General features: G+C 58.8%; 21 protein-coding genes. 10 read left to right on the top strand and 11 right to left on the bottom strand.

What is annotated here, in order from left to right:
- Nucleotides 1–7: 7 nt before the first annotated feature.
- The 4 genes from ACP15U_RS14065 to ACP15U_RS14050 all read left to right on the top strand — a co-directional run bounded on the left by ACP15U_RS14065 (nucleotide 8) and on the right by ACP15U_RS14050 (nucleotide 4,161).
- Entirely contained in the window at nucleotides 8–436 is a 429-nt protein-coding gene (locus ACP15U_RS14065; RefSeq protein WP_425045774.1) for a hypothetical protein, read from the top strand.
- 139 nt (nucleotides 437–575) lie between these two features.
- Entirely contained in the window at nucleotides 576–1,856 is a 1,281-nt protein-coding gene (locus ACP15U_RS14060; RefSeq protein ID WP_425045773.1) for a hypothetical protein, read from the top strand.
- A gap of 165 nt (nucleotides 1,857–2,021) precedes the next feature.
- Nucleotides 2,022–3,542 carry an Asp-tRNA(Asn)/Glu-tRNA(Gln) amidotransferase subunit GatB gene (gatB, locus tag ACP15U_RS14055; protein WP_425045772.1) on the top strand — a complete coding sequence of 507 codons (1,521 nt, stop codon included), beginning with the start codon at nucleotides 2,022–2,024 and terminating at the stop codon, nucleotides 3,540–3,542.
- Between the two features lie 94 nt (nucleotides 3,543–3,636).
- A complete protein-coding gene (locus ACP15U_RS14050; RefSeq protein ID WP_425045771.1) occupies nucleotides 3,637–4,161 on the top strand; it encodes a DUF4177 domain-containing protein in 525 nt (174 codons plus the stop codon).
- A gap of 9 nt (nucleotides 4,162–4,170) precedes the next feature.
- Here ACP15U_RS14050 and ACP15U_RS14045 read toward each other — a convergent pair whose 3' ends face one another.
- A complete protein-coding gene (locus tag ACP15U_RS14045) occupies nucleotides 4,171–4,428 on the bottom strand; it encodes a BolA family protein (protein WP_425045770.1) in 258 nt (85 codons plus the stop codon).
- A 105-nt stretch (nucleotides 4,429–4,533) separates the two neighbouring features.
- Between ACP15U_RS14045 and ACP15U_RS14040 the strand changes: the two genes are divergently transcribed.
- Complete coding sequence (locus ACP15U_RS14040) at nucleotides 4,534–5,160, top strand: DnaJ domain-containing protein (RefSeq protein ID WP_425045769.1); 627 nt, start codon at nucleotides 4,534–4,536, stop codon at nucleotides 5,158–5,160.
- A 65-nt stretch (nucleotides 5,161–5,225) separates the two neighbouring features.
- Here ACP15U_RS14040 and ACP15U_RS14035 read toward each other — a convergent pair whose 3' ends face one another.
- On the bottom strand, nucleotides 5,226–6,755 hold the full coding sequence (locus ACP15U_RS14035) for an arylsulfatase (RefSeq protein WP_425045768.1): 1,530 nt from the start codon (nucleotides 6,753–6,755) through the stop codon (nucleotides 5,226–5,228).
- A gap of 226 nt (nucleotides 6,756–6,981) precedes the next feature.
- Here ACP15U_RS14035 and cobS point away from each other — a divergent pair, with 226 nt between their 5' ends.
- The 3 genes from cobS (at nucleotide 6,982) to ACP15U_RS14020 (ending at nucleotide 11,479) form a co-directional block, all read left to right on the top strand.
- Nucleotides 6,982–7,968, top strand: a complete 987-nt coding sequence (gene cobS / locus ACP15U_RS14030) for a cobaltochelatase subunit CobS (RefSeq protein WP_425045767.1) — start codon at nucleotides 6,982–6,984, stop codon at nucleotides 7,966–7,968.
- Nucleotides 7,969–8,130: 162 nt separating this feature from the next.
- A complete protein-coding gene (cobT, locus tag ACP15U_RS14025) occupies nucleotides 8,131–10,008 on the top strand; it encodes a cobaltochelatase subunit CobT (protein ID WP_425045766.1) in 1,878 nt (625 codons plus the stop codon).
- Nucleotides 10,009–10,384: 376 nt separating this feature from the next.
- A complete protein-coding gene (locus ACP15U_RS14020; protein WP_425045765.1) occupies nucleotides 10,385–11,479 on the top strand; it encodes an alpha/beta fold hydrolase in 1,095 nt (364 codons plus the stop codon).
- Nucleotides 11,480–11,485: 6 nt separating this feature from the next.
- Here the strand turns inward: ACP15U_RS14020 and ACP15U_RS14015 are convergent, their stop codons facing one another.
- Nucleotides 11,486–11,845: a hypothetical protein gene (locus ACP15U_RS14015; protein ID WP_425045764.1), complete on the bottom strand. Its 360-nt coding sequence runs from the start codon at nucleotides 11,843–11,845 to the stop codon at nucleotides 11,486–11,488.
- Nucleotides 11,846–11,969: 124 nt separating this feature from the next.
- Between ACP15U_RS14015 and ACP15U_RS14010 the strand changes: the two genes are divergently transcribed.
- Both ACP15U_RS14010 and ACP15U_RS14005 read left to right on the top strand, forming a co-directional pair.
- Nucleotides 11,970–13,760: an aminopeptidase P family protein gene (locus tag ACP15U_RS14010; RefSeq protein WP_425045763.1), complete on the top strand. Its 1,791-nt coding sequence runs from the start codon at nucleotides 11,970–11,972 to the stop codon at nucleotides 13,758–13,760.
- Between the two features lie 30 nt (nucleotides 13,761–13,790).
- Nucleotides 13,791–14,132 (top strand): DUF427 domain-containing protein, encoded by a 342-nt coding sequence (locus tag ACP15U_RS14005; RefSeq protein ID WP_425045762.1) that lies wholly within the window; start codon nucleotides 13,791–13,793, stop codon nucleotides 14,130–14,132.
- Between the two features lie 47 nt (nucleotides 14,133–14,179).
- Here ACP15U_RS14005 and ACP15U_RS14000 read toward each other — a convergent pair whose 3' ends face one another.
- The 8 genes from ACP15U_RS14000 to ACP15U_RS13965 form a co-directional block, all read right to left on the bottom strand.
- Nucleotides 14,180–15,880: a chloride channel protein gene (locus ACP15U_RS14000; RefSeq protein WP_425045761.1), complete on the bottom strand. Its 1,701-nt coding sequence runs from the start codon at nucleotides 15,878–15,880 to the stop codon at nucleotides 14,180–14,182.
- A 192-nt stretch (nucleotides 15,881–16,072) separates the two neighbouring features.
- Nucleotides 16,073–17,722, bottom strand: coding sequence for a DNA repair protein RecN (gene recN, locus ACP15U_RS13995; protein ID WP_425045760.1), 1,650 nt, complete (start codon nucleotides 17,720–17,722; stop codon nucleotides 16,073–16,075).
- A 36-nt stretch (nucleotides 17,723–17,758) separates the two neighbouring features.
- A complete protein-coding gene (locus ACP15U_RS13990; RefSeq protein WP_425045759.1) occupies nucleotides 17,759–18,604 on the bottom strand; it encodes an outer membrane protein assembly factor BamD in 846 nt (281 codons plus the stop codon).
- A 130-nt stretch (nucleotides 18,605–18,734) separates the two neighbouring features.
- Nucleotides 18,735–19,655 carry a UDP-3-O-acyl-N-acetylglucosamine deacetylase gene (gene lpxC, locus ACP15U_RS13985; RefSeq protein ID WP_425045758.1) on the bottom strand — a complete coding sequence of 307 codons (921 nt, stop codon included), beginning with the start codon at nucleotides 19,653–19,655 and terminating at the stop codon, nucleotides 18,735–18,737.
- Nucleotides 19,656–19,866: 211 nt separating this feature from the next.
- A complete protein-coding gene (gene ftsZ / locus ACP15U_RS13980; protein WP_425045757.1) occupies nucleotides 19,867–21,534 on the bottom strand; it encodes a cell division protein FtsZ in 1,668 nt (555 codons plus the stop codon).
- A 174-nt stretch (nucleotides 21,535–21,708) separates the two neighbouring features.
- Nucleotides 21,709–23,043 carry a cell division protein FtsA gene (gene ftsA, locus ACP15U_RS13975; protein WP_425045756.1) on the bottom strand — a complete coding sequence of 445 codons (1,335 nt, stop codon included), beginning with the start codon at nucleotides 23,041–23,043 and terminating at the stop codon, nucleotides 21,709–21,711.
- A 2-nt stretch (nucleotides 23,044–23,045) separates the two neighbouring features.
- The gene (locus ACP15U_RS13970; RefSeq protein WP_425045755.1) at nucleotides 23,046–24,050 is read right to left on the bottom strand and encodes a cell division protein FtsQ/DivIB; all 1,005 of its coding nucleotides are present in this window, start codon (nucleotides 24,048–24,050) and stop codon (nucleotides 23,046–23,048) included.
- Complete coding sequence (locus tag ACP15U_RS13965) at nucleotides 24,038–24,958, bottom strand: D-alanine--D-alanine ligase (protein ID WP_425045754.1); 921 nt, start codon at nucleotides 24,956–24,958, stop codon at nucleotides 24,038–24,040. The genes ACP15U_RS13970 and ACP15U_RS13965 overlap by 13 nt, the downstream gene beginning before the upstream one ends.
- Nucleotides 24,959–24,990: the final 32 nt, after the last annotated feature.

Genomic DNA, 24,990 nt, shown 5'->3' with positions numbered 1-24,990 from the left:
GCGTAAGTTGACCGTACCCTTTCATCATGTCCGTCAGGGTCGTTCCGCCCGGGCTGCAACTCTGATCGCAGTTTACTATGGAGGGCTGGTCGTGCTGCGGCTCACGTTGCAGGCGGCAGATTGGATACTGGTCTTTCTGGCACTGCCGGGGCTCCCCGCACTGTGGGATTTTGTATCAAACCCTGTCTGGCGGCTGGAATTGAACGACACCATGCTAAGCTGGACCGGGCCGCGCAGCGATCAGATTGCGTTGAGCGGGATCGATCACGTTCGGTTGGACACACGTTGGGATCTCTCGGTTCGGGCAACCATCTTTCTGGCTTCGGGGCACAAAATACGGATCCCCGACCCGGCTCTGCCACCCCATCGCCGTTTCGAGACCGAGCTGAATGCCCAAGCAGTGCGAACGGAGCGGCATCATTTCCTTGTATTCTGAACCAAAGTCAGACCGATCAGCATCGGTGTCACGCAAAAATCCCAATTGGCGTCCTGAAACTCCTTAGCAACGCCATGATTGCGCCCAAAAGATCCGGCAGTTTCTCTATCGAATAACAACAAATCATCGAGCCGCACCCATGCTCCATCGCGCCCGTCACGCTCTGGCCCAGATTATTGCGCGCCTGCCGTTGCTCAGTTTGCCGGCACCGGCCGTGCAACTTGCTCTGCCAGCGCCCGCGCCGGATCCGTCGCGACCCAGGCCCGAAGATCACCTGAGCATCCCAATAGTTGAATTCACCAAGGACGACCGGATCTGCCGGACTCACCAGGATCGCGGGCAGTTCCTGGCCAGGCAAGACCGATGGAGAGAACTGGCCGACGAGATCCGGGCTGCTGATATTGCCCGCAGCAAGACACCGGGCGGGATGCCGGTGGCGGAGTTGCTGGCCTATGGCGCACGCGCAGATGTGGTCCACGCTGTAGAGCACGCCCTGATCGACGGGCGCCCATCCAAAGATGCCCCGTTGATCGATGGAATCATGGGGTTGGAAGCCGTAAGAGCGGAGTATCGTGGCGATGCCTATATCTCGCTCATCGTTGCGCTTGCGCATATTGATATTGCCTGGGCCTGGCGCGGGACTGGTTGGGATACAATCGTTCCGAAGTTCAATCGCGGCCGTTGCGCTGCCCATTTTGATCGCGCCAAGGCCCTACTCGCCCCCTATAGCGGTGACGAGATGGACAGCCCGCTTGTCGGCGCCGCTTGTTGTGCTTTGCTGACCTCTCGGTCCGATCCCGCGCACCGCATCGCAAATGACTATGAACGGCTCATCGACCTTGATCCACATAACCATCGGCATATGCGCGCCTTTGGCAACCATATGTTGCCGCGCTGGTTTGGCAGCTATCAGGACCTCGAGCTGGAAGCTCGCCGAACTGCCGCGCGCACACAGGATATCTGGGGCAATGGCGCCTACACTTGGGTTTGTTTCGACGCCATTGCCATGGACGAGGACGCCTGTGCACGGATCGACGTAGACTTTTTCGTGGATGGCTTGAAGGACATTGCCAAACGACGCCCGGAACAGGAGATGATCAACCTTCTGGCCGCCTATTGCGCCGTTGCTCTGCGCAACGGGCTGGGAATGAGCCAGGATGCCGACCTGCCGCGGATGCAGATCGCCGAATGCGCGGACTGGCTGATCCGCGATCACCTGACCGAGTTGCACCCCATGATCTGGGCACATGCCGCTGACGGGTTCGACAACAACACCCGCATCACGTCACCCAGCCGCTTCGCTGCGCGAGGTCGCGCCGACGCCCTGCAGGTTATTGCCGATCTCTTCCATGACGAGATCACCCGGGGCCGCCGGGTGACGTTCACCGCCAACGGACCGCAGGTCGAGGCGATCGGGTAGCCAGGAAAACTGGTAATTCGCCCTCCCGTGCGGATGCGCGACGCATCGGCATTATCTTAAACATGTCTTGTCCAGCGCGGTGACGTTACCTGCTTGCTCTTGCCCCGCCTGCGGCAGTGGCCTAGAACGCGGGCCGAACGACCCGCGGAACAAGAGGCGCACAAGATGCTGGACCTGACTTTCGAAACGCCCACACCCAAGACAATTGCCGGTGCCAAGCACGACTGGGAATTGGTGATTGGTATGGAAGTGCACGCGCAGGTTTCATCGAATGCGAAGCTGTTTTCCGGAGCTTCGACCCGGTTCGGGGCCGAACCCAACTCGAACGTTGCTTTCGTGGACGCCGCGATGCCGGGCATGCTGCCGGTGATCAATGAGTTCTGCGTAGAACAAGCCGTACGCACCGGACTGGGCCTGAAAGCCGAGATCAATCTGAAGTCAGCTTTTGACCGCAAGAACTACTTCTATCCCGACCTGCCACAGGGCTACCAGATTTCGCAGCTTTACCACCCGATTGTGGGCGAAGGTGAAGTGTTGGTTGAAATGGGTGATGGCACTGCGCGCAGGGTGCGCATCGAACGCATCCACATGGAGCAGGACGCTGGCAAGTCGATCCATGACATGGATCCGAACATGTCCTTTGTGGACCTGAACCGCACCGGCGTTTGTCTGATGGAAATCGTCAGTCGCCCCGATATACGCGGCCCGGAAGAAGCCGCTGCATACATCGCCAAAATTCGCCAGATCATGCGTTATCTGGGCACATGTGACGGCAACATGCAGAACGGCAACTTGCGCGCCGACGTAAACGTGTCGATCTGTCAGCCGGGCGCCTATGAGAAGTATATGGAAACCCAGGATTTCTCACATCTCGGAACCCGCTGTGAAATCAAGAACATGAACTCGATGCGGTTCATTCAGCAGGCGATCGAGGTCGAGGCGCGACGCCAGATTGCGATTGTCGAAGCCGGGGGAGAAGTCGAACAAGAAACACGGCTCTACGATCCGGACAAGGGCGAGACCCGGTCGATGCGATCCAAGGAAGAGGCGCATGACTACCGTTACTTCCCGGATCCGGACCTGCTGCCGCTCGAGATCGAACAGGCATGGGTCGATGATATCGCCGCCCGCCTTCCGGAACTCCCGGATGAAAAGAAAGCGCGTTTTATTGGCGATTTCGGGCTGACCGACTATGACGCGTCGGTGTTGACCGCCGAGGTGGAAGCGGCGGGTTACTTCGAGACTGTGGTCAATGGCGGTTCCGGCCGCGATGGCAAGATCACGGCCAACTGGGTGATTAACGAGCTTTTTGGTAGGCTGAAAAAGGAAGATCACGATATCACCGAATCGCCGGTCTCACCTGATCAGCTCGGTGGCATCATCGACCTGATTGCCAAAGGGGACATTTCGGGCAAGATCGCCAAGGACCTGTTCGAAATCGTGTACACCGAAGGCGGCGACCCAAGCGAGATCGTCGAAGCACGTGGAATGAAACAGGTCACCGACACCGGTGCAATCGAAGCGGCGGTTGATCAAATCATTGCCGACAACCCGGCTCAGGTCGAAAAGGCCAAGGTGAACCCGAAGCTGGCCGGCTGGTTCGTTGGTCAGGTCATGAAAGCCACGGGCGGCAAGGCCAACCCGAAAGCCGTGAACCAGATCGTTTCGGCCAAGCTGGGCCTCTGACCCCAAGCACACCCGATTATGGCCCCGCAATGATGCGGGGCCTTTTCCGTTTCAACGGCCTTTGTTACACCACAGGGGCAACCGGAGACCGCTGATGCCCCGATACGAATACAAAGTTGTTCCTGCCCCACAGAAAGGGACCAAGGCCAGAAAGGTCAAAACGCCCGAAGCGCGGTTTTCACTGTCGATTGAAAACCTTCTCAACAAGATGGGCGCCGAAGGGTGGGAGTATCAACGGGCCGAACTGCTGCCCAGCGACGAACGCACCGGCCTGACCGGCTCGGCAACCAACTGGCGCAACGTGCTGATCTTTCGCCGAGCGATCGACACTGTCGAGGATTTCTCGCCCGAGGTGATCGACCTGCCCGAGCCGTTGGCCGAACTGCCGGCTGTTGCAGCACCGGCTCCAATCTCCGAGTCCGTGGACGAACCACCTATACATTCGGATCAGGACGCGCCCGAACTCGAAGAACCCGAGAACACCACGGAAGGCACCGACGAGACCGACGACCCGGAACAGACCGAGGACGTGCAGCCGACCTTCCGCCGGAGATCCAGGAGCGACGACGCATCGGACGATTCGGATGATCCCGATCAGGACAAAACCGACAAAAGCTAGGACCTCGTTCTAGACGTCGATATCCAACGCCAGCGCATGAATGCGCGGAACCAGATCACCCAACGCATTGTGGACAGCGCGGTGGCGCGCCACGCGGGTCTGTCCGGCAAAGGCATCCGCCCGAATCCGAACATTGAAATGGCTTTCTCCGCCCTCGCCCCGATAACCGGAATGTCCCCGATGGCTTTCGCTGTCATCCACGACGTCCAGTTCGCGGGGATCGAACGCCTCTTGCAAACGGGTGTAGATGGTTTCTCTGATGGTCATTCTGCCCAGCGACAAAAAATTTCTGCCGCCCCCTCTTCTATCTGCCGCCGCTTAGATTAAACTGCTGCCTCCGAGTCGGAAAGATGCGTAACAAGGGTTTCCAGTATGAGCAAATCAGATCCTTTCGGTTTCGACATGTCGGTCTCTTCTGCAAAGAAGAAAAACCCGCGTGGTCGCCGCGGTATGTCAGGAGCCTCGGAAACTTCGGTGCGGCTTTGTGAGCACGAGGGATGCGAGGAACCGGGAAAGTTCCGCGCGCCAAAGGCGCCGGATGTGTTGGATGACTTTTTCTGGTTCTGCCAGCAGCATGTGCGCGAATACAATCAGAAGTGGAATTTCTTCGACGGCACCACCGAGGCCGAAATGAACGCACAGCGATCAAAGGACAAGGTCTGGGAACGGGAAACCAAACCGATGGGCGACCCCGAAGCCCGCGCATGGGCTCGTCTCGGAATTGAGGACCCGCATCAGGTTCTTGGAGCCAATGCAACCCAGAACCCGGGACGAGCAACCGGCGGCAGCGGCCGTCGTCTGCCCCCCACCGAACGTCGTGCCATTGAAATCCTTGAAGCCAAGGACAACTGGACCAAGGCCGAAGTTCGCAAGGCATACAAAAAACTGATCAAAGTTCTGCACCCGGACATGAATGGCGGTGACCGCAGCCAGGAAGAACAGTTGCAGGAAGTGGTCTGGGCGTGGGACCAGATCAAGGACAGCAGGAACTTCAAGTAATCTCTTATACCGATTAACAAAAAAGGGCGCCGCATGGGCGCCCTTCTGCGTTTTCGTATGGTGCCTCAGCCGCCCTGATTGCGTTGCAGGCTTTCAAGCACCTGATCGATCGAGAAGCTCGCCGGTTTCTGGCGGGGTGGGTAATCTTTGAACGTACCCAAAAACTGCGCCACGAAAGCCTGGGCGGGGACCAACAGATAAGTTCGGTCAAGTCGCCATTTCGAATAACCTATGGCCTCGTGATCGGCCCGCTCGAACGGGTCGGAATAGAGGTCCATGATTTTCGGCAACCTCAGGAACGTCAGCGGTTCTTGCCAGACGTTGAATCCATGCTCGCGCTGTTCAGCGAAAATCACTTTCCAGCGATCATAGCGTAGATTCATAAGATCGCCGCCATCCGAAAAGTATAGAAACTCGCGGCGTGGTCCTTCTTCCGTCTCCCCTCGGAAATATGGCATGAAGTCATAACCATCGAGATGAACCGGCTCGTTGCCCTCGCCAAACGGCGCCTCGGTCAGCATCCGCTCTTTCATGTCCTCATCGCCAAGCGCCGACATGAACGTTGGAAACCAGTCGAGATGACTGATGATCTGATTTGATTTGCGACCCGGTTCGATGACACCTGGCCATTTGATCATCATCGGGACTCGGAAGCCGCCTTCCCAATTGTCATTTTTCTCGCCCCGGAACGGAGTTGTGCCACCATCGGGCCATGAGAACACCTCGGCACCGTTATCGGTGGAATACATCACCACTGTGTTGTCGGCGATGCCAAGCTCGTCCAGCTTGTCGAGCATCTGACCCACCATACCGTCATGTTCGACCATGCCATCAGGATAAACACCAAGCCCGGTTACGCCTTGGCTTTCTTCCTTCAGATGCGTGAAGATGTGCATTCGAGTGGTGTTGTACCACAGGAAAAATGGTTTCTCCTGTTCAACCGCGCGATCCATGAAATCCAGCGCCCCGGCAGTCACCTCTTCGTCGATCGTTTCCATGCGTTTGCGTGTTAACGGTCCCGTGTCTTCAACACTGCCATCAGCAGAAGACCTGATAACTCCCCGCGGCCCAAAGTTCTCGCGGAAGGCGGGGTCTTTGGGATAGTCGACGTTCTCAGGCTCTTCCTCGGCGTTGAGATGATAGAGGTTGCCGAAAAACTCGTCGAATCCGTGGTTTGTCGGCAGCATACTGTCGAGGTCACCCAGATGGTTCTTGCCATACTGCCCGGTCATATAGCCTTTGGACTTCATATATTCCGCAATGGTCGGATCCTTTTCAGACATGCCCTCCTTGGCCCCCGGCAGGCCGACCTTCAGCAGGCCCGTGCGGAACCCGGACTGCCCCATGATAAACGAGGCGCGTCCGGCCGTGCAGGACTGTTCACCATAGCCGTGGGTGAACAGCATGCCGTCGTTTGCGATCCGGTCGATGTTGGGGGTTTCATAGCCCATCATGCCCTGATTGTAGGCGCTGATGTTCCAATAGCCGACATCGTCGCCCCAGATGATAAGGAAATTCAGCGGCTTGTCTTGCGCCATCGCGCCTGTTCCCAACAGACCCAAGGCGCCGATACAGAATAGTTCTGACAGCTTCATCGGAATAGATCTCCCTGAAATAAATGAATACCGACATGATAACTCCGGCAGGTGATCTTGCAACATTGTCATTCAACGCGCTTGGGCCTTGCTCCCAACGGGATGATCCGACGCGCCCGAATGAAGGCAAATCCGCTGCCTTCCCCTTGCTCTTGTCCGCATTATGTTGCACGACACCCGGGTTGCCCCGGAACCGGGGTCCATACGAATGACAAGGACGACAGGCATGGCTGACGGATCCATCGATATGAACGCAAAACCCACCGAGGAAATCTCGGTCCGCGAAGTATTCGGCATCGACACTCCGATGACCGTAAAGGGCTTTGCCGAGGTGACCGAACGGGTGCCAGCAATCGACCACACCTACAAGTTCGACCCGGAAACGACACTGGCGATCCTGGCCGGTTTTGCACATAACCGCCGCGTCATGATTCAGGGCTATCACGGCACTGGTAAGTCGACTCATATCGAACAGGTCGCGGCCCGGTTGAACTGGCCGGCCGTGCGCGTCAACCTCGACAGCCATATCAGCCGGATCGACCTGATCGGCAAGGATGCGATCAAACTGCGTGACGGCAAGCAGGTCACCGAGTTCCACGAAGGCATCCTGCCTTGGGCTCTGCGCAACCCGGTCGCCATCGTCTTCGACGAGTATGATGCCGGTCGTGCCGATGTGATGTTTGTGATCCAGCGGGTTCTTGAACATGACGGCAAGCTGACCCTGCTCGATCAGAATGAAATCATCACGCCGAACCCGAATTTCCGCCTGTTTGCAACGGCGAACACCGTTGGTCTGGGCGACACGACTGGGCTTTATCACGGGGTTCAGCAGATCAACCAGGCCCAGATGGACCGCTGGTCTCTGGTCTCGACGCTGAACTATCTCAGCCATGACGCCGAAACCATGATCGTCCTCTCCAAGGCGCCGCATTACAACACCGAGAAAGGCCGCAAGATTGTCAGCCAGATGGTTACGGTTGCCGACCTGACCCGGACCGCGTTCATGGCCGGTGATCTGTCGACGGTGATGAGCCCACGAACGGTGATCAACTGGGCCCAGAACGCCGAGATCTTCCGCGACGTTGGCTACGCCTTCCGTCTGTCCTTCCTCAACAAGTGTGATGAGCTGGAACGCCAGACCGTGGCCGAGTTCTACCAGCGCTGCTTTGATGAAGAACTGCCCGAAAGCGCAGCGAGCGTGGCCTTGGCCTGATCAAAGTCTGCGCCCGTTTTGGGCGCGGATCTTCCCCATCGGCGCCACCTGCCGAACAACGCATTATCGGGGATAAGCAGACCGGAAATAAACCGGGACAGACATGGGCACAGATTGATCCGGGCGGCCCGACACGTCTAGCATCGGGGAAGGATGGGAAACATGGCACAAAAGAACGACAACCCCGCCGATCCTTTCAAGAAGGCCTTGGCCGAGGCCACCAAGGTCATGGCCGAAGACCCGGAACTGACGGTGAACTACACCGTCGATCCCTCTGGCATGTCCGGCGACACCATGCGGCTGCCTCAGGTCAGCCGAAGGATGTCCCGCGAAGAAGTGTTGCTGGCACGCGGAACAGCCGACGCCCTGGCCATGCAGCGCAAGTACCATGACGAGGGTATCCATAACCGCTATGCCCCGCCGGGCGACATGGCGCGGGATCTGTACGAGGCGATGGAAACTGCGCGTTGCGAGGCAATGGGCGCGCGCGATATGCCGGGCACTGCCAGCAATATCGACGTCAAGATCTCGCACGAGGCCATTCGGCGCGGCTATGACCAGTGCAAGGAAGCATCTGAGGCACCGCTTCCTGTGGCGGCCGGGTATCTGATCCGGCATCTTGCCAGTGGCCGCGATCTTCCGCCTGCGGCTGCCAATGTTATGGAACTGTGGCGTGGGTTCATCGAGGAGCAGGCCGGCGGCACCCTGGACCACTTGCAGGATATCCTCTCGGATCAAGCCGAGTTCGCCCGCTTCACGCGGCAGGTTATTACCGATCTGGGCTACGGGGATCAGCTGGGCGACGATCCCGATCAATTCGACGACGATCAGGAAGATCAGGCCGAAGAAGATGCCGAAGAGCAGTCCGATCCGGACAGCACCGGTCAGGACGATTCCGAGGACGAACAGACCGAAGCCGATCCCGAGCAGTCGCAGGAACAGCAGACCGATCAGGCGCAGGCTCAGGTCACGATGGACGAGATGTCTGACGACGAGATGGGCGACGAGATGGACATGCCCGATGGTGAAGCCCCCCTCGACCCGCCCTCGCCACCCCCGCCGTCAGAAGCTGATCCGGATTACCGCGTCTATTTGGACACCCATGACGAAGAGATCTCGGCAGAAGATCTGGCTGAACCGGCCGAACTTGAAAGGCTGCGTGCCTACTTGGACCAACAGCTCGAGCCCCTGAAAGGCGCGGTGAGTCGACTGGCCAACAAATTGCAGCGTCGGCTGCAGGCGCAGCAGAACCGCAGTTGGGAGTTCGACCGCGAAGAGGGTATTCTTGATGCCGGACGGTTGGCCCGGGTTGTTGCCAATCCGACCACACCGCTCAGCTTCAAGGTAGAAAAAGACACCGAGTTCCGAGACACCATCGTGACGCTGCTTCTGGATAACTCCGGATCAATGCGCGGCCGGCCGATTTCGATCGCCGCAATCTGCGCCGATGTTCTTGCCCGAACGCTGGAACGCTGCGACGTCAAGGTAGAGATCCTCGGTTTTACGACCCGGGCCTGGAAGGGCGGGCAAGCGCGCGAGCAATGGTTGGCTGACGGACGCCCGCAGACACCGGGGCGTCTGAATGATCTGCGTCATATCATCTACAAGGGCGCTGATGCGCCTTGGCGGAGAGCCCGGCCCAATCTGGGCCTGATGATGAAAGAGGGGCTGCTGAAGGAAAACATCGACGGTGAGGCGCTGGAATGGGCGCATCGCAGGATGGTCGCCCGACGTGAACAACGAAAGATTCTGATGGTGATCTCGGATGGCGCACCGGTAGACGATTCAACCCTCAGCGTGAACCCGGCAAACTATCTGGAAAAGCACCTGCGCGACGTGATCGCCATGGTCGAAAAGCGCAAGATCGTGGAATTGTTGGCAATCGGCATCGGCCATGACGTGACGCGCTACTATGACCGCGCTGTGACGATCACCGATGTGGAGCAGTTAGCAGGAGCCATGACCGAGCAATTGGCTGCCCTGTTCGACAGCGACCCTCGGGCCAGGGCGCGAGTAATGGGAATCAAGCGCGCTTCCTGATCCGAAAATTGGCAGCCAGGTTGGACTTCAACCGCCGAAACAACACCTGGATGGCAGCTCTCGGGATATCCGGGGCGGAAATCTCCGGCAGCGATGTGCGTGGCGGCTGTGCATGACGGAGTAGGTTCGTATCGGTCGGCAGCATCATCGGTTCTCTCCAACTGTGATGCCCTATCTTGCCATTGCACCGAAGCAAGCGCTTGAAGACCAGCCTTAGATTTCCCTTGGATTTCCTTTAGATATGTCGCGAAAGCTTGAGTAAGGCCCTGCTCTGGTGTCTTATTCATCCATGCGGTACTCTTTTGCAGATTGTGTTCTGGATACGGGCCAGCGTGTTCTGACGTGCGCCGGACTCAGACAGAATATCGAGCCGCAGGTGTTCCAACTCCTCCTGTTGCTGCTTCAGCACCCCAACCGGGTTGTCACACGTGACGAATTGGTCGATGCGGTTTGGCAGGGCCGCTTCATCTCAGATTCCGCAGTCAGCGCGCGCATTGCTGCGGCGCGAAAAGCGGTTGGTGACACCGGCAAAGATCAGAAAGTTATCCGTACCGTTCATGGGACAGGCGTGATGCTTGTTCCCAAAGTCGAAATTGGCGACGCGGCACACAACCTGCAGCCCGTTTCCTATCAAACAGATGATATTCAACGCATCCGGTTCACTCGAAACGAGCATGGTCAACGACTGGCTTTCTCTGTCACCGGGAGCGGCTCACCTGTGATGGCCATGGGAGTTCTCCTGACACGGGACATTCACCACGAATGGGAGAACCAACCGGAACGGAGGCTCATCGACGCCGTTCGGGCGCGCCACCGGCTGCTGCGTTTCGACAACCTGGGATCAGGACAATCCGACCGGGTTCCGGTCGAGATCAGTTTTGGCGCAATTGCAGACGAGGCGAAACTGGTCGCCGAGGCCGCCGGGTTCGAACGGTTTGCGATGTACTCGGAATCTGGAGGCGCGCTGCCAGCGATCCATTTCGCTGCAAAATATCCGGAGATGCTGGAAAAACTTGTGATCATAGGCGGTTACGCAGAGGGACGATCGCTGAGGGCTCAGCGACAACGTCCTGAACTCATGCGCGCGCTGATCGAAGAAGGGTGGAACGAACCATTGGGCGCGTTTGCCACCGCTTTCATGACTACATACTTTCCCGAAGGCCCATTGGAGTCGGTGCATGAATTGGTCGATATGATGCAAAAGTCGTGTTCGCCGGAAACCATGCTGAAGCTGAGAGATGCGATCAACGAGGCATCGGTGTTGCACCTGTTGCAAAGGGTCCAATGCCCGACCCTTATCATCCACTCCAGAAACGACGCGGTGCATCCCCTGACCCAGGCGCAAAAGCTGGCGGCGGGCATTCCGAACTCTGAACTGGTGGTTTTGGACTCAGCCAATCACGTCCCACTTCCCGGTAATGCCGTCTGGGACTGTTTCCTGGCCTCGTTTCTGGACTTTCTCGAAGACTGACCACCTCTACTTGTTCCGCAGTTCATCAAACGGCTCATAGTCGGCCCCATAGCAAGGCGACAACAAACCGGTGACATTTCTCAAGGTAGCTTCGCCCTCGCCGGATGCGGGCACCCGAACTTCCCAATAGTCGAGACCAATGAAGCTCCCGTTTTTGTTGAACGCATCGGTATTGGCACAGAAGATCGCCGTTTCGCCTTCGCGGTGCGCTTTGGAAATCTCCGCCTTACCCTGCTTGCCCGTCCGCGAAACCGCCTTGCCGAGAGCCTCGGCCGCAAGCTGGCGGAGTTCAGAATCCGGCACGGATTCCTGAGCATAAAGAGGTGTCGAAGTAATCAATGACAGGATCAGAACGAAACGGGTCATTTCGGCTCCTTGTTACCGGATGCCCGACCATAGACGCGAAGCCCCGGATTTGACCACTGGACATTTGCCGCCCGGACACTCACCTTCCGGTCGACCGAGGACAATTCGCAACAGGGGGGAGCAGATGTATCAGACTTTCGAGGTAACCGCCCGACCTGAACAGGGCCCGCCACGTCTGGCCGCGCTGCGTGAAGAACTGCTGCGCGAAGGGCTCGATGGCTTTCTTGTCCCCCGCGCAGATGCCCATCAAGGAGAGTATGTGGCCGCCCGTGACGAGCGTTTGGCCTGGCTCACCGGATTCACCGGATCGGCGGGGTTTTGCGCCGCCCTTATTAACGTGGCGGGTGTATTTATCGACGGGCGCTATCGCACTCAGGTCAAAGCACAGGTGGCAGACGATTACACCCCGGTACCCTGGCCAGATGTGAGCCTGCCCCAATGGCTGCGCGAGCAATTGCCTGAAGGCGGGCGCATTGGGTTTGACCCCTGGCTCCACGCCGCCGGGCAGATCCGCAGCTTGGAAAAAGAACTGGACGGGTCGGACATCGTCCTGACGCGCTGCGACAACCTTGTGGACCGGATCTGGCAAGATCAGCCGTCGCCTCCGATGCAACCTGTTCGGAATCACCCAATGGAATTCGCCGGCGAGAGCGCCGGGGACAAAGCCCGGCGTCTGGCCGAAGACCTGCGCAAGAACGAGCACAAGGCGGCCGTTGTCACGTTACCCGACTCAATCATGTGGCTGCTTAACATCCGGGGTTCGGATGTCCCGCGAAACCCGGTGGCGCATGGATTTGCAATTCTGCACGATGACGAGCGCATTGACTTGTTCATGGCGCCAGAAAAGCTAAATGACCTCCCTGAAGCCCTCCCAAAAACGGTTAAACCGCGCCCGGTCGATGATTTTCTGCCTAGACTCGAGACCCTGGAAGGTCCCGTTCGGATCGACATGGTTTCTGTTCCGCAGATCGTCGCCGATCGGCTGGGATCCCGCGCGACGGAGGGGCCAGATCCTTGCGCTCTGCCCAAGGCCTGCAAGAACTCGGCAGAAATCGAAGGAAGCGCCGAAGCGCATCTGCGCGACGGGGCGGCAGTGGTGGAATTTCTTGCGTGGCTCGACGTGCAGCCTCCGGGCAGCTTGACCGAAACACAGGCCGTGACCCGGCTCGAGGAGTGCCGCCGCAAGGACAATGCGCTTCAGGACATCAGCTTTGACACCATTGCGGGCACGGGCGCCAATGGAGCCATCATGCATTACCGCGTGACCGAGGAGACCGACAGTCGCCTTGAAGAGGGTCATCTTCTAGTGCTCGACAGCGGTGGCCAGTATCTCGACGGTACAACCGACATCACGCGAACGATCGCCATCGGGGAACCCGGCGAAGAAGAATGCGCCGCGTTCACCCGCGTCTTGCAGGGGATGATCGCTATGTCGCGGTTACGCTGGCCGAACGGGTTGTCCGGTCGCGAGATCGAAGCCATTGGCCGGATGCCGCTGTGGCTGGCCGGGCAGGATTTCAACCACGGGCTTGGCCACGGTGTCGGAACCTATCTCAACGTCCACGAAGGCCCGCAACGGCTCGCACGAACCTCGAATGTTCCGTTGGAGGCGGGGATGATCCTGTCCAACGAGCCGGGGTATTACCGTGAAGGCGCATTTGGCATCCGGCTTGAAAATCTGATCGTTGCAGAAACGGCCAAGCCCTTGCCCAGTTCGGACCCCGAGCGCGAGATGCTGTGCTGGCGCACCCTGACCTTTGCACCAATCGACCGCCGCCTGATTCAGACAGCACTATTGACGAATGATGAACGCAAGTGGCTCAACGCCTATCACCAAGACGTTGCCGAGAAAATAGGCCCAAGGGTTTCACCCGAGGCGCGGCTGTGGTTGGATGCTGCAACGGCCCCATTGTGACAGGCGCCGTGCCAGCGTGAAGGACGACACATGACCGACATCAAGATCCGCAAAGCCCAAGGAAAGTGGTCCGTGCGATCGGGCGGTGCCATACTTGGCGAAAGCACGAACGCGCTGGAACTATCCGAGGGCAGCCTTGAACCGGTCATCTACTTTCCGCGCGAAGACATCGCCATGGCCTTGCTTGACCGCACCGATCACGTGACGCATTGCCCTCATAAGGGAGATGCAACCCACTTTTCGATCGCCAACAAATCCGCAACGATCCCGAACGCGGCATGGAGCTATGAAGACCCCATTGCCGATATGAGTCGGATCAACGGACATATCGCATTCTATCGGCGAGATGATGTGACAGTTGAACAGATCTAGGCCACGCAAGGCCCTGATCATTTTCGAAATCCGTTCCGAAAGACCCGTCAGGAGTGCTCTTCAGCCGCAGTAGCCGCGAGTGCCCGGTTATAGGCCTTGAGCGCGTCGACGTGGAACAAGGCGCCCAGCAGCTCTGGATCAACGGGGTCGCCGTTATCGTCGCTCCGTGTAGCCACGACCGGAACAAAAGGAATATCCGCCCGGTCAAAGTAGGGCATTGTCGCCTCAAGGGTTGCTGACGCTTCGACAGCCAGCCCCTGCCTGATCAATTCCCAACAGGCTGCTTCGTCTGCGCCCCGGGGATCGCCCATTGGCCGCATCACTGATCCGGCTCGGAGCATCGCCAACAAATAGGCCTGCGGTCCGGCCGCAAGATGGATGCCTCGCCGCTCAAGCTGTGTCAGGAAGAATGAACGATCGACCAGCCGCGAGGCCAATGCTGTCGACATCGATACCGAGACCATTACAGCCAAACCGATCTGCCAGTCACCAGTCAGTTCGAACACAATCAGTGTGGTGGATATCGGAGCACCCAGAACCGCAGCTGCCACGGCCCCCATGCCGGCAAAGGCATAAAGCGTGTGAGTGCCCGAAACGTCGGGCAGAAGACCGGTCGCAATCCAGCCAAATGCAAGCCCGGACAAGGCCCCAACCATCAGAGAGGGCGAAAAAACCCCGCCGCCCATGCGGCCGCCCATGGTAATGGCGACAGCCAGCGTCTTGATGACCGCATAGATTATGGCGGTGCCTAGAACGAGATCACCACTTAGGGCCAGCGCAGTCGTTTCATACCCAACCCCGATGATGTGCGGGAACCAGATCGCAATCAGCCCCAGAAGTGCTCCGGAAACTGCCGGCCTTAGCCAGCGCGGCAGGTGGAACCGGTCCTGCATGTGATTGGCCACATCCTCGGCAAAGAAAATCGACCGCATCAGGGCCACCGCGATCAATCCGCATAGCAGCCCCAGCAGCAAAAACGCCGGCAGTTCAACGTAGAACTTGAGCGAGCCCGGCGTGTTCAGAACGAACTCGGTGACGTCTCCGAATTCCAGCCTGCTGATCACGGTCCCAGCTACCGAGGCAATCACGATCGGTGCAAAGGCGTGCACCGCAAAGTGGCGCAGCACGACCTCAAGAGCAAATAGTGCCCCCGCGATCGGTGCATTGAAACTGGCCGATACAGCCGCTGCCACCGCGCATCCCAGCAAATCGCGTCCGGTGATACCGTCAGCATGAATCCGGTCACTTACCCATGTGGAGATTACCCCGGCCATGTGAACTACAGGGCCCTCACGCCCCGACGAGCCGCCTGAACTGAGCGTTACGAGCGAAGCCAGAAGCGAAGCAATACCCGCGCGTTTCTCTACCCGCCCGTCGGTGAGCGCGGCCCCTTCGATCACGTCGGCGACCGATCGGACACGGCCATCGGGCGTGAACACATGCAGGATCAACCCCACCAGCAGACCGCCGGTGACCGGTATACCCAAGAGCCAGTACCACGGGAGTTGCTCAGCGAAACTGTGTAGCAGCTGCACATCCTCGGTGCCATAAAGCCACGACTGCAGAAACCGGATGCTCTTGCGGAAGAAAAGAGCAGCAAAGCCAGCGGCTATCCCGATCGCCAGAGCAATAAACCAGAACTGAACCTGGCTTGGCCCGCGATGAAGCAGAACACGCCAACCGTCTCTGAAGGCGGTTACCGCCTGACCAAACTGGTCCGAGAGCAATTTGCGTGTTGATTGGGGCATCCAAACCTCGCCGTTCCACCCTGTTTAATTCGCTTCATGGGTAGTGTGAAACGGTTTTCCGGATTGTTTGCTTGCCTTGGCAACGGGTTGAGCCCCTATTCCGTTCAGGAACGCAACTGACGGCTGCTGCTGCATTGCCCCGGTTTGGACCTTCAGAAATATCGGTTGGCGTGAACGCAGATTTCGTCGGAACTAACCAGCCAGAAGCGCCCGTGCGGCGGAACGAGCTTCTTCGGTTACGGTATCGCCGGCCAGCATACGCGCAAGTTCGTCGACCCGTTGCGTGGCCGGCAGCGGCACAACCGACGAGAGCGTGATGTCGTCTTTTACCTGCTTCTGAACCCGCCAGTGGTGGGCGCCACGGGCTGCGACTTGAGGGGAATGGGTAACAACCAAAACCTGTCCGCCTTCGGCAAGCGCGGCGAGGCGGCGCCCCACAGCATCGGCTGTTGCCCCCCCTACCCCGCGGTCGATCTCGTCAAAGATCATGGTGCGGGCCCCGTCCTCTCCCGTCAGACATACCTTGAGCGCCAGCAGGAACCGACTTAGTTCGCCACCCGAAGCAATCTTGCTGAGTGGCCCGGCCGGAGCGCCTGGATTGGTCGCCACCATGAAATTCACTGTATCGCGGCCGTCGGGGCCCGGTTCGGCGTTTCGTACCTGTGTTTCAAACAGGGCGCGATCCATTTTCAGAGGCGCCAGTTCAGCCATAACTGCCGTGTCGAGCCGCCCGGCAGCAAGGCGGCGCGCTTCGGAAAGCTCTGTCGCGATGCGGTCATAAGCCTCTTCGGAACCGCGAAGCGCAACTTGCAGCTCATGCAGGTCAGCTTCGCCCGCGTCCAATGCAGCAAGTTTCTCGCGCAGCACTTCTGCATGGGTCGCCAATTCATCGGCGGTCACATCATGTTTGCGTGCCAAGGCCCGGATAGCGAACAACCGTTCCTCGACCTGCTCCAGGTCTGTGGGATCGATATCAAGCGCAGCAAGGCAGCTTTCGACACCGGCCTGCGCTTCGGATAGCTCGATCATGGCTCGTCCCAGCGAAGCGATGGGATTTTCCAACTCACCTCCGGCCTGATCCGAAACCCCTTCGAGCCAGCGCAATGCATCGCCCATAGCGCTTTCGGCTCCGTCCGCTCCCAACAGCGAGTTTGCCCGAAGAATATCGTCGCGAATCCGTTCGGCCGCTTGCATGCGTCGGCGACGGCTGTCCAGTTCGGCATCCTCACCCGGCTGCGGATCAAGCTGATCCAGTTCGGCCACGGCATGTCGCAGAAAATCTTCTTCCGCCCGGACAGCTTCGAGAGCTGCCGTAGCCGTTTCCAACGCCGCCCGACACTGGCGCATTCCGCGCCATGCTGCGGCGGCCTTATCAAGCATTTGGGACAGCCCGGCGAACGTGTCGAGCATCTGTTTGTGCCCTTGCGGGTTCAACAAACCCCGATCATCATGTTGGCCGTGAAGCTCCAGCAGGGTTTCCGATAGCGCGCGCAGCACTTCTCCCGAACACCGCCGGTCATTCACCCAAGCCGTTTTGCGTCCGTCCGAGGAATTGACCCGCCGCAGGATCAGTTCATCCCCGGCTGGCAGGCCCGCATTTTCCAGAACCTCCCGGGCCGGATGACTTTCAGAAAGGTCAAAAACCGCAACCACCTCGCCCTGATCTGCGCCCTTGCGAACCAGCTCGGCGCGGCCCCGCCACCCAAGCACAAATCCGAGCGAATCCAACAGGATCGACTTGCCTGCACCAGTCTCTCCGGTCAATACGTTCAACCCGGGTTGAAAGTCGAGTTCCAACCGGTCGATGATCAGCAGATCCCGGATTTCAAGCGTGCGCAGCATGATCCGGTCCCATCGCCGTCCCCCACTGGCTGCGCGTTACAGCCACTGGCCCTTGACCGACTGGCGGTAGATCTGGCTGAGCCAGTTGTTGCCCTTGCTCTTCAGCTTGAGACCGGCAGCCGTCAGCAGTTTGTAGCTGTCTTCGTACCATTCCGTCGACTGATAGTTGTATCCAAGGATCGCCCCGGCCGTTTGCGCCTCGTCCAGAAGCCCAAGGGAAAGATAGGCCTCGACCAACCGGTGCAATGCCTCAGCGGTATGCGATGTGGTCTGGAAGTCCTCGACCACCACACGGAACCGGTTAATTGCGGCGGTATAGTGTTGCCGGCGCAGGTAATAGCGCCCGATTTCCATTTCCTTGGCGGCCAGATGGTCGAACGCAAGATCGAATTTCAGAATTGCCGAAGACGCATACTCACTGTCGGGATAAACTTCGATGACCGTGCGCAATGCCTGAAGCGCCTGAAAGGTCAGACCCTGATCGCGCCCGACCTCGTCAATCTGGTCGTAATAGCTGAGCGCCAGAAGATACTGGGCATAGGCTGCGTCTTCGTCCGTGGGATAGAAGTCGATATACCGCTGAGCTGAGGCCCGGCTATTTTCATAGTCCCGACCGGCGTGATAAGAAAACGCCTGCATGATAAGAGCGCGTTTTGCCCAGTTGGAATACGGGTAAAGCCGTTCGATCTCCGAAAAATACCAAGCCGCGTCTTCCGACCGTTTGCGAGCCAACTCAAATTCGCCCCGGGCATAGATCTGTTCAGGCGTGTAGACTTCGAGATTTTCGGAACGATCCGTTCCCGAATTGTTGCCACAGGCCGCAAGCATGGCAACAAGAAGAAGAGCCGCAATTGTTTTGGCCCGTGATCCACCGCCGATCATGCTTGCCTACCCTCGTTGACTTGCCTTAGGGCGTTCAGCCCGATTGGGCCTTGGTCTAGCACATTAATCCGTGCTGCAAAACGCCCTAATCGCATCCGGCGGGAACAAGTTGAAGGGTAAAACAGAGGCTTCAGGCGACCTGTGGGATTTCATCCCAGACCAACCCCTGCCCCGGCAGCAGAGCAGCCGTTTCCGAGTCGCACAGAACGGGTTGAACCGCACCAGGAGTCGCGAACAACTCGCGCAGCAGCGTGTTGGTCAGTGCATGTCCGGCACGTTCCCCCACGTAGCGGCCCAACAGCGGACCACCGGCCAGTGCCAGATCACCCAACGCATCGAGCATCTTGTGACGCACGGCTTCGTCTTCGTGGCGCAGCCCGCCGGGCGTCAATACAATGTGTCCATCAACGACCACCGCATTGTCGAGCGAACCGCCAAGGGCCAAACCGTTCTCGCGCATCATGTCGACATCGGATTTGCGGCAGAATGTCCGGCTGTCACAAAGTTCGCGGGCAAAACTGCCATTGCGCATGTCCAGCGTCTTGCTCTGCTTGCCGATCGCCTCGTCTACAAAATCGATGTGGAATTCAATCTCAAGACGCTCCGAAGGCAGCAGCGTCGCACGCGCACCGTCTTTTTCGACAGTTACCGGCTTGAGAACCTTGAAGGCCAAGACCGGTGCTGCCTGCCGGCGCACGCCCAAAGCCATGATGCCGCGCACGAATGGGGCCGAAGAGCCATCAAGAATCGGAACTTCCGGGCCGTCGATCTCGATCAAAGCGTTGTGAACACCGCAACCAGCGAGCGCAGCCATGACATGCTCGACCGTCGAAACCGATACGCCGGCACCGTTCACGAGTCGGGTGCAAAGCGGAGAGCGCTCAACAAGATCATAAGAAGCCGGGATCATAGCATTGCCCAACTCGATATCCGTCCGCTTGAACCAGATCCCATGCCCGGCGGCAGCCGGACGAAGAGTCATGTTCGCCGGTGCACCGCTGTGCAATCCGACACCTTTGAAGACGACCGAGCTTTTGAGCGTATTTTGCACCCTGTGCCTCTTACCGCAGTTTCCAGCCTCGACGAGCTGTGTTGACCATCACGTAATGGGAGGGGGTCCAAGGCTCAACTCACTCTTTGCAACCAAATGAAACATGACTGTATTGAATCGGCGCCGGATTGCGCACACAACCTTAGATACCTGAAAACAAAATAAAAAAGGCCACCCGAAGGTGGCCCTTTCTTTACCTATTGTGACCGGTTCAGTTGGCCTGACGGCGCAGGAAAGCGGGAATCTCGATCCGTTCCTGATCCGGATCCTGCTCTGCCTGAGGCTGAGCAGCGGCCCCGGCCTGCCCCATCGGAGGCTGCTGGCGAACTGGAGCAGCAGGACGCTCGTGCGGTGTTTCAGCTCCTTGTCCGGTCATCCGGTTGAGCAGATTATTGATACCAAAACCTTTGCGCCCAGCCGGTTGCTCCGCGCCCCGGTAGGCTGCAGGATCCTCCTGCGGAACCGCCTCGGGTGTCTTCGCGGCTGCCATGTGAAGCCGGCGCGTCGTTTCCTGCGAAGGCATCCCTCGGGAGGGTGCGACGAAGCTTTCGGCGGTCTGGTCTTCACGTTGCATCGCGCGCGGCTCAAAGGCCGGAACCTGCGGGTGTTGCGGAGCAGGCTGATAGGCCGGCGGCGGCAGGCCATCTTCTTCCAGCAATTCCGGTTCGTCAGCGGCAAAGATGTCTTCGCCCAGATCTTCGGCGGCGGCTTGCTCCACTTCGAAATTCTCGAACAGGCTCGGCTCTTCTGCCACGTCGGCTACCTGCTCGACCATTGGCTCTTCCAGCGTCAGAGGTGCTGCTGCCGCCACGGGCTCCGGCGTGACTTCTGCAACAGTTTCTTCCGCCACGACTTTCTGCTTGAGCGGCTGCGACAGAGGACGGCGCGGAACCGGAACGTCGTGCTGGACCTCGGATGCGTCGATGCCGGTTGCAACAACCGAAACGCGCATCGTGCCATCCATGTTGGTGTCCAGCGTGGAGCCCACAATAATGTTCGCTTCGGGATCCACCTCTTCGCGGATACGGTTGGCAGCCTCGTCCAGTTCGAACAGGGTCAGGTCGTGAGCACCAGTGATATTGATCAAGACGCCCTTTGCGCCACGCAGCGAGATCTCGTCCAGCAGCGGGTTTGCAATTGCCTTCTCGGCTGCCTGAATCGCGCGGTCTTCGCCATCGGCCTCGCCGGTTCCCATCATCGCTTTGCCCATCTCGTCCATCACGGCACGAACGTCGGCAAAGTCGAGGTTGATCAGGCCAGGGCGAACCATCAGGTCAGTCACACCTTTGACGCCCTGATACAGAACGTCATCGGCCATGGAAAATGCCTCGGTGAACGTGGTCTTTTCGTTGGCCAGGCGGAACAGGTTCTGGTTCGGAATGATGATCAGCGTATCGACAACTTTCTGGAGCGCATCAACGCCGTCCTCGGCCTGGCTCATCCGCTTTGCGCCTTCAAACTGGAAAGGCTTGGTCACGACGCCCACGGTCAGAACTCCCAGTTCACGCGCCGCCTGAGCGATGATCGGAGCCGCGCCGGTACCGGTGCCACCTCCCATTCCTGCCGTGATGAAACACATATGTGCGCCGGCCAGGTGATCCACGATCTGTTCGATGCTTTCTTCGGCAGCCGCAGCGCCCACTGTTGCCCGCGCGCCGGCACCGAGACCCTCGGTTACCTTGACACCCAGTTGCACCCGGGCTTCGCTCCGGCTCTGCTGAAGGGCCTGCGCATCTGTGTTTGCCACCACAAAGTCAACGCCGTCGAGCTGTTTCTCGATCATGTTGTTGACTGCGTTACCCCCGGCTCCGCCCACGCCAAATACCGTGATCCGCGGCTTCAAATCGTCCTGTCCGGGCATCGAAAGATTCAATGTCATGCTCTGTCCGCCTGTGTTGTGCGCCCGCCGGCGCATTCATTTTTGTTACCTATCCACAACAATCCTACCCTGATGTGGATAGGTCGTCATCAAAAAAACGCAAAAATACCGCAAAATATGGGCAATCTTCCGCCGGTAGACGCGGGATTTCGTTTGATACGCGAGATCTTGCGATCACCAGTTGTCCCGGAACCATTGCACCGCCCTCTTGATCGAGCGCGACGGGTAGCGATCAACGGGAATTTCAAAATCCCACCATTCATCCTGCGGGTTGGCTGCAAACAGGCTCAACCCGACCGCCGAAGAAAATCCCGGCCCTGTTGCCGATTGCGGCAGGCCATGAACGCGCAGCGGCCGCCCCAGACGCACACGCTGCCCCAGAATACGACTGGCCAGCCCGTCAAGCCCCATGATCTGGCTTGCGCCCCCCGTAAGAACAATCTGCTGGCTCGGCAGGTGGTCGAAGCCCGCAGCATCAAGGCGGGCGCGCACCTCTTCAAGGATCTCTTCTACCCGCGGCCGCATGATGCCGATCAATTCCGCCCGGCTCACTGTCCTGCGGTCATGTTCCCAATCCCCGGTGTCGCCACCAATGTCGATCATGTCACGGTCGTCGGCACCTGTGGCGTGAACACCGCCGCAGAACGTCTTGATCCGTTCGGCATTGGATGCCGGAATTCCGAGCCCCATTGAGATGTCGCCGGTGACGTGATCGCCACCCATCCGAACGCTATCGGCAAAAATCATGTGCTTTTTCATGAAGATCGAAATCGAGGTCGAACCGCCCCCCATGTCGATACAGGCAGCACCCAGTTCCTGCTCGTCCTCAACCAGCGAGGAAATGCCAGATACATAAGCCGACGAGGCAATGCCCGCGAGTTCCAGATCGCAGCGTTTGATGCAATGAACAAGGTTCTGGATCGATGGCGCATCCACGGTCAGCATATGCATGTCGACCGCCAGTTCCTGACCGAGCTGCCCGCGCGGGTCCGCGAGGCCCGAGCGGTTGTCGAGCGCGAAGTTCACGGGCTGCGCGTGCAAAACTTCACGCCCTGCCCCGTATTCCGGGACGTCACAGGCACTCAGAACCCGAGCAACTTCGCTCTCGGTAACGACCTGCGTTTCAAGTTCGATCTTGGCATCAAGGCCGTAGGATCTCGGTTGAGCACCGGAGAAACAGGCAATGACGTGGTCGACACGTATCTCGGCCATTTTTTGTGCGGCCTGAAGCGCGGTCCGAATGGCCCGCTCGGTTTCCTGCATCGCATTGATTTCGCCGAACTGCACGCCACGTGATCGGGTGGTGGCCGCGCCAATCACCCTGAAACCGCTCTGTCCCGCCATCGACCCGATGGAGTTGTCTTCGCTCAGCCGTCCGGTGCCATCAAAGCGCAGAACCAGACAGGCAATCTTGGAACTGCCTACATCAAGGATCGCGACGACGCCGCGTTGCATGGCTTGGCGCCTCATTTGCCGCATGGCTCGCTGGGACTGATAGAGGTCCGTCATCATCACTGCCCGTTTCCACTTGCCTGTCTAATTTGCCACCAGCTTTCTACGGCGGCTTCCGTCATCCGCAGGGTCGGACGCGCGGAGATCCGCATGTCTACAGCTGCAACATCCCGTTCCAGCAAATCCTGCACCTCATTGAGAACCAGAACCCGCTCCAGAGCGCGCACCGGCTTGTCCGTCGGCAGCAAAACGCGCTGCCCACGGTCCAGAACCACATCCCATCGGCGCTCACCCACGCGAACCAGTCCGCGCAACCGGTGACCGAGAGGCCGCGCGGTTTCCAAAAGACGCAGGGCCTCGCCCACATGCGCGTCTGCCCCAATGCCAGCGATCAGAGGCAAATCGGGACGCGCGGCGCGGCTCGGCAGGTCGTCTACATGGGCACCTGTTTCATCCAACATCTCAACCCCGTCACGGGTACGCCAGACGATCACCGGTATCCGCTCGCTCACGTTGATCTGAAGAATTCCGCCGGGGCGGACCATGACGCGCGCGCTCTTGACGGGATCCAGCCCGGTTATCACTTCGCGGATCTGTTCCACATCTAGGTTGAACGAACTGACCGGGAAATCGATCGGAACAACCTCGCGAATGTCCTGCGCCAGGCTTTTGCCGGCACCATCAATGGCCATCAGGTTGACCATGAACTCCGGACGCTCCTCAAAAGAGGCGCGCATGTCGGCCACAAACTGGTTCAAAGCATCGCTGCGTTTTTCGTCCGCCAGAAAAGCGCTACTCAAGGCAAAGACCAAGCAGAAAGGGACGCCGATCCGCAAGCCGAGCCGAATGCCCGGAGTCAGCATCCATCGTTGCATTCGGTAGCTGAGCCGCGAGGGAGCGGGATCGCATTTCCGACCGCCGGAGTTCAATTCCTGCGCACCATCGAGCCGGAATGCTCCGGGCCGCTCGCCGACGACCTCGCCGCTTTCGAATTCCGCGTCCACGCCTTCCAGCGGCTTGCCTCTGAAGCGGACGGGCAGAAGAGACTGCACTACCGATCGCATGAGGCATCCTCCACCATCCACGCGCAAAGCTGACCAAAACTCATTCCCAACTCCGCGGCTTGCTCCGGCACCAGAGAGGTCGGTGTCATGCCGGGTTGGGTGTTGACTTCCAACAGATACAAGCCGTCCACTCCGCGGCTTTCGTCCCAACGGTAGTCCGTTCGGCTGACACCCCGGCACCCCAAGGCTCGATGGGCACGCAGAGCATAATCAAGGCAATGCTCGTAAATATCCGCTGGAACATCTGCGGGTATCACGTGCCGAGACCCTCCGGGTTTGTATTTTGCGGCGTAGTCATACCAGCCGTCGGTAACAATATCGGTGACCGAGAGCGCTCGGTCACCCATTACAGTCGTCGTCAGTTCACGCCCCGGCACATAAGTTTCCACCATGACCTCGTCAGGCATGTCATCATCCAGCTTGGGAGGCCGGTTGGCGCTTTCGTGAACAATGTAGATCCCGACCGAAGACCCTTCGTTGTTGGGCTTGACCACGTATGGCGGCGCCAGCACATGTGCCGCTTCGACTCCGGCCTTTGGAACGAGAACGCTTTCCACCACCGGCAGGCCAGCAGCGCGAAAAGCTTCCTTGGATTTCTGCTTGTCCATCGCCAGAGCGGAGGACAAAACCCCGGAATGAGTATAGGGCAGACCAAGCCATTCCAGCATACCCTGCACACAGCCGTCTTCACCCCAGCGCCCATGCAGCGCATTAAAGACGACGTCCGGCCGGATGTCCTGAAGACGGGCACAGAGGTCGGGACCGGCATCCAGTTCCGCCACCTCAAATCCCTGCTCCCTCAGGGCGGCTGCGCATTCACGCCCGCTGGACAACGACACCTCGCGCTCGCGCGAAGGTCCGCCCATCAATACCGCCACTTTGGGGTTTGTCCTGCTCGACTGACCCACAACGTGCCTCAATGTTCCGAGCCAGATCAATT

The organism is Primorskyibacter sp. S87 (assembly GCF_049801055.1).
Taxonomy (GTDB): Bacteria; Pseudomonadota; Alphaproteobacteria; order Rhodobacterales; family Rhodobacteraceae; genus JBNAGF01.
Note: the sequence above shows the minus strand (reverse complement) of the source record. Positions and strands in the feature narration are given on the sequence as shown.

Bases quoted from the DNA above. Each gene is read 5' to 3' on its own strand.
- ACP15U_RS14060 (WP_425045773.1), top strand. From the start codon at position 576: ATGCTCCATCGCGCCCGTCACGCTCTGGCCCAGATTATTGCGCGCCTG.
- gatB (WP_425045772.1), top strand. From the start codon at position 2,022: ATGCTGGACCTGACTTTCGAAACGCCCACACCCAAGACAATTGCCGGT.
- ACP15U_RS14050 (WP_425045771.1), top strand. From the start codon at position 3,637: ATGCCCCGATACGAATACAAAGTTGTTCCTGCCCCACAGAAAGGGACC.
- ACP15U_RS14045 (WP_425045770.1), bottom strand. From the start codon at position 4,428: ATGACCATCAGAGAAACCATCTACACCCGTTTGCAAGAGGCGTTCGAT.
- ACP15U_RS14040 (WP_425045769.1), top strand. From the start codon at position 4,534: ATGAGCAAATCAGATCCTTTCGGTTTCGACATGTCGGTCTCTTCTGCA.
- ACP15U_RS14035 (WP_425045768.1), bottom strand. From the start codon at position 6,755: ATGAAGCTGTCAGAACTATTCTGTATCGGCGCCTTGGGTCTGTTGGGA.
- cobS (WP_425045767.1), top strand. From the start codon at position 6,982: ATGGCTGACGGATCCATCGATATGAACGCAAAACCCACCGAGGAAATC.
- cobT (WP_425045766.1), top strand. From the start codon at position 8,131: ATGGCACAAAAGAACGACAACCCCGCCGATCCTTTCAAGAAGGCCTTG.
- ACP15U_RS14015 (WP_425045764.1), bottom strand. From the start codon at position 11,845: ATGACCCGTTTCGTTCTGATCCTGTCATTGATTACTTCGACACCTCTT.
- ACP15U_RS14010 (WP_425045763.1), top strand. From the start codon at position 11,970: ATGTATCAGACTTTCGAGGTAACCGCCCGACCTGAACAGGGCCCGCCA.
- ACP15U_RS14005 (WP_425045762.1), top strand. From the start codon at position 13,791: ATGACCGACATCAAGATCCGCAAAGCCCAAGGAAAGTGGTCCGTGCGA.
- ACP15U_RS14000 (WP_425045761.1), bottom strand. From the start codon at position 15,880: ATGCCCCAATCAACACGCAAATTGCTCTCGGACCAGTTTGGTCAGGCG.
- recN (WP_425045760.1), bottom strand. From the start codon at position 17,722: ATGCTGCGCACGCTTGAAATCCGGGATCTGCTGATCATCGACCGGTTG.
- ACP15U_RS13990 (WP_425045759.1), bottom strand. From the start codon at position 18,604: ATGATCGGCGGTGGATCACGGGCCAAAACAATTGCGGCTCTTCTTCTT.
- ftsZ (WP_425045757.1), bottom strand. From the start codon at position 21,534: ATGACATTGAATCTTTCGATGCCCGGACAGGACGATTTGAAGCCGCGG.
- ftsA (WP_425045756.1), bottom strand. From the start codon at position 23,043: ATGACGGACCTCTATCAGTCCCAGCGAGCCATGCGGCAAATGAGGCGC.
- ACP15U_RS13970 (WP_425045755.1), bottom strand. From the start codon at position 24,050: ATGCGATCGGTAGTGCAGTCTCTTCTGCCCGTCCGCTTCAGAGGCAAG.